Genomic DNA, 6,960 nt, shown 5'->3' on the forward strand with positions numbered 1-6,960 from the left:
ATGATTATGGTGAAGCTTGGCGAGATATGCGCGTAAGTTATTTGACCGATTTGATTTTGCAAAAAATTCTTCGAGTAAAACAAATTGAAGATAATAAGGGAAAAACATTAGTTTCTGAAGGTATTGATGCCAATTATCAGGATATGATAAATTATGCAGTTTTTGCTTTAATATTAATGGATTTCAAAAAATAACAACTCATTAACAGATACTAAAATCAATCGGTTTTATATTTGTAAAAAACATAAAAAATGGAAAAAGTAAAAAGCTACTTACCTTGGGCAATTAGAATCCTAATTTCGTTCTTATTTATCATTTCGGCAATTGCCAAAATGTATCCATCGCCTTATTTTGCAATATCAACATTCGAAGTAAAACAATTATATCCATTAGGTTTTTCAGAAAATATTGCGCCTTGGTTTTCTAGAATATTAATCGGAATCGAGTTGGCTTTGGGAATTCTAATTCTTCAAAATAACTTTTTACGAAAACTTATTATTCCAGTAACTATTTTATTGTTAGCAGTTTTCATTGGTCATTTATCTTATGTTACTTTTGCAACCGGCGGAAATTCTGGTAATTGTGGTTGTTTTGGTGAATTAATTCCAATGACGCCTATTCAAGCCATTATAAAAAATATAATTGCCGTATTTTTATTGGTTTACTTATTCTTTTTGTTACCAAAAACAAACGATAAAAACAATTTCTGGATAGTTGCAGGCATTATGCTAGCTACTATAATATCGATATTTTTATTGGCACCCATCAAAATAGTTACAAACGATTTTGTAGTTTCTCCAATAGAAAATGCTGTTATAGATAGTACTAAAAAAGAAATTACGGCTCCAATTATTAAAGATTCAGTTGTTACTGCTGTAAAAGTTGATTCGGTAAAAAAATTACTTCCAACAAAAATTGAAGAAGTAATTTCTACAACCGAACCCAAAAAAATCAAATCTGGTTATGCCAAATTATTCTCGAAAATAGATACTGGTCGAAAAACATTATGCTTTTTTGTACCTGGTTGTGATCATTGTCGTCAAGCTGCAAAAGAATTAACCGAATTAAAACAAAAAAATCCTAATTTTCCAGAAATTTTAATTATTTTTATGAACGAAGAAGCGAATTTGATTCCAGATTTCTTTAAAGAAGCTGGAGCTGAATATCCTTATAAAATCATAGAAATTATTCCGTTTTGGAATGCATTAGGAACGGGTAAAGATACGCCAGGTGTAAAATATATTTGGAATGGAAATACTTATAAATATTATAATGGGATTACAGATAACAAATTTAACCCTATTGATTACCAAGAATTAATTAACAAACCATATTCTGAATTAAAAAAATAAACTTTAAAAAAAAATTATGAAAAAATTATTTTACCTATTACCACTAATATTATTGTGTATTTCTTGTTCAAATGCACAAAACAAATTCTCTGATCAAGCTTTATCAAGTAAATTAATAAGTGTAGATGGGAACAGCACTAACTTGCAAAGTATTCTAAAAAAACATAAAGGAAAAGCTATCGTTATTGAAGTTTGGGCTTCTTGGTGTAGTGATTGTGTAAAAAACATGCCTAATATTAAAAAACTACAATCAACTCATATTAATAATGATACTGATTTTGTTTTTCTTTCTTGTGATAAAACAACTGAAGCTTGGACAAAAGGTATAGAAAAGCATGAACTAAAAGGAGATCATTACTTAATCCCCGATGGAATGAAAGGTGTTTTTGGAAAATCTATTAATTTAGATTGGATTCCTCGATATATAATTGTTGACAAAAAAGGAAATATTGCATTATACAAAGCTATTGAAACTGATTATGACAAAGTAAATGATGCAATAAAGAATATTAAATAATGAGAGCTAAAATTGTAGCAGGTAACTGGAAAATGAATAAAAATTCGGAAGAAACCGAAGATTTAATAAACGAATTAATAGACAAATTACCCTCAAATAGTAATACTAAAATAATTATTGCTCCTACATTTGTAAATCTTGCTTCGGCTGTAGATCATACTGAATTTACGAATATTCATGTAGCAGCACAAAATATGCACCAATCAGAAAATGGCGCCTATACTGGCGAAATTTCGGCAGATATGCTTAAGAGTATCGGTGTGAATACTGTAATTCTTGGGCATTCAGAACGCAGAGCAATTTTTCATGAAACAGATGCTATTATTTCGTTTAAAGTAGATACTGCTTTAAAACACGACATGACTGTGATTTTTTGTTTTGGAGAAGAGTTAAAAGACCGCCAAGAAAAACAACATTTTAATATAGTTGAAAACCAATTGCGTGACGGATTGTTTCATATTGATAAATCATCATGGGCAAATATTATTTTAGCCTACGAACCTGTTTGGGCAATTGGAACTGGTGAAACAGCAAGTCCTGAACAAGCACAAGAAATGCATGAATTTATTAGAGAAACTGTTCGTAAAGTTTTTGGTAGTGATATTGCCGAAGATGTTTCTATCTTATATGGCGGAAGTGTAAAACCTGATAATGCCGCTGCTATTTTCTCTAAACCTGACATTGATGGTGGACTTATAGGTGGAGCAGCATTAAAAGCAGACGATTTTGTAGCGATTGTAAATGGTATTTAACCAAATTAATTGCAATTAAATATATAAAATGTAACACAAGAACCACTCAGTAGAGTGGTTCTGTGTTTTTACTCAAAAAAAAATAAACCATGCAAAAATTATCTATTGTAATTCCAACATATAACGAAGAATCAACTATTGTTTTATTACTCGAAAAAGTGAATAAGGTTAATTTGACAGAAGGAATTACTAAGGAAATTTTAATAATAAACGACTGTTCTACTGATACTTCTGAAGAATTAATTCAGAAATATATTAACGACAATAAATCTATTGACATTCAATATTTCAAAAATGAAGTCAATAAAGGTAAAGGCGCTTCAATACATAAAGGAATTGAAAATGCAACAGGTGATTTTATAATCATTCAAGATGCTGATCTTGAATACGATCCTAATGAATATAATAGTTTATTACAACCCATTCTTGATGGATTTGCTGATGTTGTATATGGCTCTAGATTTATGGGTAGTAAACCTCATCGCATATTGTTTTTTTGGCATACTATAGGAAATAAATTTTTAACATTCCTTTCTAACATGATGACAAATCTTAATCTTACAGATATGGAAACCTGTTATAAAATGTTTAGAAGTGATATCTTGAAAAATTGCAAGTTAAAAGAAAAACGTTTTGGTTTTGAACCAGAGATAACTGCCAAAATTTCTCGAATTCCTAATATTCGAATATATGAGGTTGGTATTTCTTATTATGGTCGAACATATCAGGAGGATAAAAAAATTACTTGGAAAGATGGAGTTCATGCTATATTTTGTATTATAAAATATGGCCTTCTAAAACTATAATCCTTTCAAATCTTATTCTGTATATTTGATTAGTTTAATAAAGTTTTAAAAAATGTCTAAAAAAAGCAAAAATAGCACTGCGGAAATAAAAACAGAAAAAATCATCTCTTACTCATGGATGTTCTGGCTACTAGGAATTGTTTCGTTTTTCTTGTTTGCCAATACACTTATGCACGGATTTGTCCTCGATGATATCGCTGTGATTGAGCAAAATAAATTTGTTAAAAATGGGATTGCTGGTATTCCAGACATATTAACAACTTTTTATTGGCAAGGATATTGGGATTCTAACGCAGGATTATATAGACCAATGTCTCTTATTTCTTTTGCTATTGAATGGCAATTTATGCCCAATAATCCTTTTATTCATCATTTTTGTAATGTTATATTATATTCTTTAAACATATTGCTTTTGTTTACTGTTTTGAAGCATTTTTTAAGCAACTATACTATTTGGATTCCCTTTTTTATAGTGCTCCTATTTGCAGTGCATCCTATTCATACAGAAGTTGTAGCAAACATAAAAAGTAGAGATGAAATACTATGTTTATTGTTTTTTACCATTACTATATATTGCCTTTTTTGTAAAGAAAGTATAGGCTATTTTATTTTAGGAATTCTTTCTTATTTATTTTGTTTGCTCTCAAAAGAAGCAGGAATTTTATTTTTCCCCATTTTAATTGTGCTTTTTTGGGATAAAATGAAAAATTTAAAATTAATTTTCAAAAAGATATTGCCTTTTGTTGTTGTTTCTATAGCATGGCTTTCATGGCATCAATATATTATTCAATCATCACCTTATAAAAGAATTCAGTATACATATCTAGATAATTCACTGGTAGGTTGTGGCGATAATATAACTCAGATTGCAACTGGTTTTTCTGTTTTGGGTCGTTACATTCTAAATTCAATTGTTCCTTATAACTTAAGTTATGATTATTCTTTTAACCAGATTCCATGTGTAGGTTTATTATCCTACCAATTCATAGGGAGTTTAATTCTGATTTCGATTTTAATCTTGATTGCATTCAAATTTAGAAGTAAAAATGTGATAGTAACTTTTGGTATTGGTTTCTTTTTTATTACAATCCTTTTGGTGACAAATATTTTTACACTAATTGGCGCTACAATGGGAGATCGCTTACTATACACGCCTGTTTTAGGTATATGTATAGCTGTAGTTTTCATTATTTTTTATTCTTTTAAAATAATGGAACTTAAAAGTTATTCACATCCTGTTATTTATGGATTATTTGTAGTAACTGTTTTGTATTCTTACAATTCATTTGGAAGAAACAAAGCATGGAAATCTAATTTCACTCTTTTTACAGAAGATGTAAATCATGCTCCTAATAGTTCTAGAGTTAATTTTAATAATGCTACAGCTTTATTTTCGCAATTACCTGAGGACGTTAATAACCAGCAAACACAACTGCCTCAAATTATTGAAAATTACGAAAAAGCTTTACAAATTGACCCAAAAGATAAAGGTTCGTTAGTTAATTTAGGTGTTTGTTATTATAGAATTAAAGAGTATCAAAAAGCATTAGATTGTACTAAAAAAGCGTTACAAATTAATCCAAATGACATTACTCTTTTTGGAAATCTTGCCGACATTTATTTTATGAAAAAGCAATATGATTTAGCTATTTTAAATTATAAAAAAGCAATACAAAATAAATCCATTCAATATAATACTTATAATTTTTATGGTGCTGCATTATTTAATAGTAAAGAATATCAAAAAGCAATTGCAATTTTTGAAGATGGTTTAAAATTGTATCCAGAACACGATGAAATGTATCTAAACTATGGCAATGCTCTTGCTGTCTCTTCTAGATTCAAAGAAGCTATTGTTGCTTTTGAAAAATCATACCAACTGAATCCAAATCAGAAAAATACTTTAAATTCTTTATCAATGGCAAATAGAGCGATAGGAAATATAGAGAAGGCAAATTATTATTTATCCGAATATAATAAGCGATAGCATAAAAAAACTCATATTCAAGAATATGAGTTTTTTTTTATTTTTAGAAGAGCTATTTAATTTTTAACTAAATGAAAATTAAATCTTGTTAATGTTTCATTTCCTTCATTTGTATTTTTAGGACAATTAATAGGATCAAAATTTTTGTTGTAAGCCCACTCATTACTATGAAGATTACAACCAGTTGGCGTTACAAAAATCATACCTTCGTATGGTTTATATCCCTCTGCTTTAATTTCAACATACATTTTTTTATGAACTTTTCCTGAAGCAGTAAAACCATTAATAACTTCATATTCACCTTCTTGACTAACTACATCTTTATTAGTTGAGAACATTCTATTGTTCTTCATTTTAATACTAATTTGACTATCCTTTATTGGTTGTAACGTCTGACAATCTACAATCAAACCCTTAAGAGTAACTTTCTTAGCGCTGATTGATATAGGTAAAAAATCAATAATACTACTTTTTTTAACAACTATATTCTCTGAATAAACTTCTGAACCAGAGAAAAGTAAAATACCCGTAGTTGCTATACTCGCTTTTTTAAGAAATAATCTTCTTTTCATATCTAGAGTTATGAGTTTGGTTTGTTATATTAAGGAATTATATTTTGTAAAAATAACTTTTTTTTATGATTATTGGATATTTTATCGAATAAATTAAAAAAGTAAAGACTGTCCAATTAAAGACAGTCTTTTACTACTTAATAAATAAAATTATTTTTTAATTATTAATTTATATGTACTAATATTCATTCCATTAGCACCCTTAACAAAATAGGTTCCATCGGTTAAATCCTCAATATTAATAGAATTGATAACATTTGCTTTTACACTAAATGTTTTAACCACCTGACCTAATTGATTTACAATTAAAACATTACCATCTATTTCAGAGTCAATATTAAGTTTTCCACTATTTGGGTTAGGATACAATTTGAATTTTGAAAATAATTCAAAAGATGGATTTCCAAGAACAGAAACTGTCACACAACTAGAAGTTACTGTACAGCCAGCAAGCGTTACATCAACTTTATAATCACCAACAACTGTAGGAGTATAACTTTGATTTGTTTCCCCAGCTAATAAAGTATTTGGACAGGTATACCATTGGTATGTTGCACCATTTAGATTAGCAGTTAATACACCTGATGCTTGCGAAACTGTATTATCTAAGGCAGCTGCTTGTGTTACAGTAAATGCTCTAGTTGCTGTACATCCGTTAGCATCTGTCACAGTACAAGTCCAAGTTCCTGCTGTTAGTCCAGTTACAGAAACTGTTCCATCTCCTGTTGGGTTGCCCGGAGTCCAATTGTAAGTATAACCTCCTGCTCCTCCTGTTGGTGTGTTGATAGTTGCTGCACCATTAGACCCTCCAAAACAAGACACATTAGTTTGTGATGCAGGTGTTACTGATATAACTGGTGGTTGTGTTACTGTAAATGATTGTGTTGCTGTACAAGAATTAGCATCGGTTACGGTACATGTCCAAGTTCCTGCTGTTAGTCCAGTTACAGAAACTGTTCCATCTCCTGTTGGGT

Annotated in this window: 8 protein-coding genes; 6 read left to right on the plus strand and 2 right to left on the minus strand. The window is 29.4% G+C overall.

Features of this window, described 5'->3' with window-relative positions:
• From ABI549_RS12955 to ABI549_RS12980, 6 genes are all read left to right on the plus strand, one after another.
• Positions 1-194: DUF1599 domain-containing protein (locus tag ABI549_RS12955; RefSeq protein WP_348076882.1), on the plus strand; the 194-nt coding region annotated here is incomplete at its 5' end.
• A 57-nt stretch (positions 195-251) separates the two neighbouring features.
• The gene (locus ABI549_RS12960) at positions 252-1,352 is read left to right on the plus strand and encodes a MauE/DoxX family redox-associated membrane protein (RefSeq protein ID WP_348076883.1); all 1,101 of its coding nucleotides are present in this window, start codon (positions 252-254) and stop codon (positions 1,350-1,352) included.
• Positions 1,353-1,368: 16 nt separating this feature from the next.
• Positions 1,369-1,869 carry a TlpA disulfide reductase family protein gene (locus tag ABI549_RS12965; RefSeq protein WP_348076884.1) on the plus strand — a complete coding sequence of 167 codons (501 nt, stop codon included), beginning with the start codon at positions 1,369-1,371 and terminating at the stop codon, positions 1,867-1,869.
• Positions 1,869-2,621, plus strand: a complete 753-nt coding sequence (tpiA, locus tag ABI549_RS12970) for a triose-phosphate isomerase (protein WP_348076885.1) — start codon at positions 1,869-1,871, stop codon at positions 2,619-2,621. Before ABI549_RS12965 ends, tpiA begins: the two co-directional genes overlap by 1 nt.
• An 89-nt stretch (positions 2,622-2,710) precedes the next feature.
• Positions 2,711-3,427 (plus strand): glycosyltransferase family 2 protein, encoded by a 717-nt coding sequence (locus ABI549_RS12975; RefSeq protein WP_348076886.1) that lies wholly within the window; start codon positions 2,711-2,713, stop codon positions 3,425-3,427.
• Between the two features lie 52 nt (positions 3,428-3,479).
• Positions 3,480-5,414 carry a tetratricopeptide repeat protein gene (locus ABI549_RS12980; protein WP_348076887.1) on the plus strand — a complete coding sequence of 645 codons (1,935 nt, stop codon included), beginning with the start codon at positions 3,480-3,482 and terminating at the stop codon, positions 5,412-5,414.
• A 56-nt stretch (positions 5,415-5,470) separates the two neighbouring features.
• On the opposite strand, the gene ABI549_RS12985 is transcribed toward ABI549_RS12980, so the two are convergent.
• Both ABI549_RS12985 and ABI549_RS12990 read right to left on the minus strand, forming a co-directional pair.
• The gene (locus tag ABI549_RS12985; RefSeq protein WP_348076888.1) at positions 5,471-5,986 is read right to left on the minus strand and encodes a hypothetical protein; all 516 of its coding nucleotides are present in this window, start codon (positions 5,984-5,986) and stop codon (positions 5,471-5,473) included.
• A 150-nt stretch (positions 5,987-6,136) separates the two neighbouring features.
• Positions 6,137-6,960, minus strand: an 824-nt coding sequence (locus ABI549_RS12990) for a T9SS type A sorting domain-containing protein (protein ID WP_348076889.1), incomplete at its 5' end; no start/stop codon positions are given.

The organism is Flavobacterium sp., assembly GCF_039932285.1.
Classification (GTDB): Bacteria; Bacteroidota; Bacteroidia; order Flavobacteriales; family Flavobacteriaceae; genus Flavobacterium.

Bases quoted from the DNA above. Each gene is read 5' to 3' on its own strand.
- tpiA (WP_348076885.1), top strand. From the start codon at position 1,869: ATGAGAGCTAAAATTGTAGCAGGTAACTGGAAAATGAATAAAAATTCG.
- ABI549_RS12965 (WP_348076884.1), top strand. From the start codon at position 1,369: ATGAAAAAATTATTTTACCTATTACCACTAATATTATTGTGTATTTCT.
- ABI549_RS12975 (WP_348076886.1), top strand. From the start codon at position 2,711: ATGCAAAAATTATCTATTGTAATTCCAACATATAACGAAGAATCAACT.
- ABI549_RS12985 (WP_348076888.1), bottom strand. From the start codon at position 5,986: ATGAAAAGAAGATTATTTCTTAAAAAAGCGAGTATAGCAACTACGGGT.
- ABI549_RS12960 (WP_348076883.1), top strand. From the start codon at position 252: ATGGAAAAAGTAAAAAGCTACTTACCTTGGGCAATTAGAATCCTAATT.
- ABI549_RS12980 (WP_348076887.1), top strand. From the start codon at position 3,480: ATGTCTAAAAAAAGCAAAAATAGCACTGCGGAAATAAAAACAGAAAAA.